1 rRNA gene is annotated in these 2483 nt (G+C 47.7%); it reads right to left on the reverse strand.

What is annotated here, in order from left to right:
• Positions 1-2483, reverse strand: a 23S ribosomal RNA gene (locus GOQ29_RS06270); the annotation flags it as partial.

Raw genomic sequence — 2483 nt, forward strand, 5'->3', positions numbered from 1 at the left:
AGGTGCCAAACCTCCCCGTCGATGTGAACTCTTGGGGGAGATAAGCCTGTTATCCCCGGGGTAACTTTTATCCGTTGAGCGACGGCCCTTCCACTCGGGACCGCCGGATCACTAAGTCCTACTTTCGTATCTGTTCGACTTGTAAGTCTCGCAGTTAAGCATCCTTCTACCTTTGCGCTCTATGTATGATTTCCAACCATACTGAGGATACCTTTGAGCGCCTCCGTTACTTTTTGGGAGGCGACCGCCCCAGTCAAACTACCCACCAGACACTGTCCTTAACCCGGATAACGGGTCGAAGTTAGAAACCCAATGTAACGAGGGTGGTATTCCAAGGTTGACTCCACCAGTACTGGCGTCCTGGTCTCATAGTCTCCCACCTATCCTCTACACGTTACACCAAATTTCAATATCAAGTTATAGTAAAGCTCCACGGGGTCTTTCCGTCTAGTTGCGGGTAACCGGCATCTTCACCGGTACTAAAATTTCACCGAGTCTGCAGCCGAGACAGCGAAGGGATCATTACACCTTTCGTGCGGGTCAGAATTTACCTGACAAGGAATTTCGCTACCTTAGGACCGTTATTGTTACGGCCGCCGTTCACCGGGGCTTCAATTCAAAGCTTCGCTTGCGCTGACTTCTCCTCTTAACCTTCCGGCACTGGGCAGGTGTCACCCCCTATACATCGTCTTGCGACTTAGCAGAGAGCTGTGTTTTTGTTAAACAGTTGCCCCTCCCTCTTCACTGCGGCTCATCAAAGATGAGCACTCCTTCTTCCGAAGTTACGGAGTTATTTTGCAGAGTTCCTTAGCTACAGTTATCTCGCTTGCCTTAGGATTTTCTCCTTGACCACGTGTGTTCGTTCTAGGTACAGGCAGTTAATTATTAATGTTAGAAGCTTTTCTTGGAAGCGTGGAGTCATATACTTCGTTACTAGGCGAACCGTTCACTCCCCATCACACTTCAACGTTAATACAACACGGATTTGCCAATGTTGCCGTCTTTGTGCTTAGCCCGGGACAACCAGCACCCGGGATATACTATCCTTCTCCGTCACTCCATCACTAATTAACTGGTACAGGAATATCAACCTGTTGTCCATCGACTACGCCTGTCGGCCTCGTCTTAGGTCCTGACTAACCCTGGGTGGACGAACCTTGCCCAGGAAACCTTGGTCAAACGGCATGGAAGATTCTCACTTCCAAACGTTACTCATGCCGGCATAATCACTTCCAAGCGCTCCACCAGTCCTTACGGTCTGACTTCATCACCCTTGGAACGCTCCCCTACCACTGTACTTGCGTACAATCCGTAGCTTCGGTGGTAAACTTAAGCCCCGGTACATTTTCGGCGCAGAATCACTCGACTAGTGAGCTGTTACGCACTCTTTAAATGATGGCTGCTTCTAAGCCAACATCCTAGCTGTCTGTGCAGTTCCACATCCTTACACACTTAGTTTACACTTAGGGACCTTAGCTGACGATCTGGGCTGTTTCCCTCACGAGCATGGACCTTATCACCCATGTTCTGACTGCTATGCACAAGTTATGGCATTCGGAGTTTAATTCTAATCAGTACCGCTAGGTGCAGCCATCATAGATTCAGTGCTCTACCTCCACAACAATTCACATAACGCTATCCTTAAAGATATATCGGGGAGAACTAGCTATCTCCGGGTTCGATTGGAATTTCACCGCTAGCCACAAGTCATCCAAAGTCTTTTCAACGAATACTGGTTCGGTCCTCCATTAGGTTTTACCCTAACTTCAACCTGCTCATGGCTAGATCACCCGGTTTCGTGTCTACTACTGCATACTAAACGCCCTATTAAGGCTCGCTTTCACTACGGCTCCATCTATATCGACTTAACCTCGCATGCAATAGTAACTCGCCGGCTCTTTCTACAAAAAGCACGGTATCACCCATTAACGGGCTCTACCTTCTTGTAAGCATATGGTTTCAGGATCTCTTTCACTCCCCTCTCGGGGTGCTTTTCACCTTTCCCTCACGGTACTGGTTCACTATCGGTAAAATGGTAGTATTTAGGCTTACCAAGTGGTCTTGGCAGATTCCGACAAAATTTCACGTGTTTCGCCGTACTCAGGATACTTTCTCGAGGTTATTGCATTTCGTATACGGGGGTATCACCCTCTATGCCGCTACTTCCCAATAGCTTCTACTATACAATAACTTTGTAACTCTAACAAAAGTCCTACAACCCCGCCCCGTAGAACGGTTTGGCCTGTTCCGTGTTCGCTCGCCACTACTAACAGAATCATTATTATTTTCTTTTCCTCTAGGTACTAAGATGTTTCAGTTCCCTAGGTTCCCTTCTTATAAGCTATGTATTCACTTATAGATAACATGAGATAAATCATGTTAGGTTTCCCCATTCGGACATTCCGGGATCGCAGCTTACTTCCAGCTCCCCCAGACTTTTCGCAGGTAATCACGTCCTTCTTCGGCTCCATTTTCCAAGGCAT

This window comes from Anaeromonas gelatinilytica, from assembly GCF_016820635.1.
Taxonomy (GTDB): Bacteria; Bacillota; Clostridia; order Tissierellales; family SIT17; genus Anaeromonas; species Anaeromonas gelatinilytica.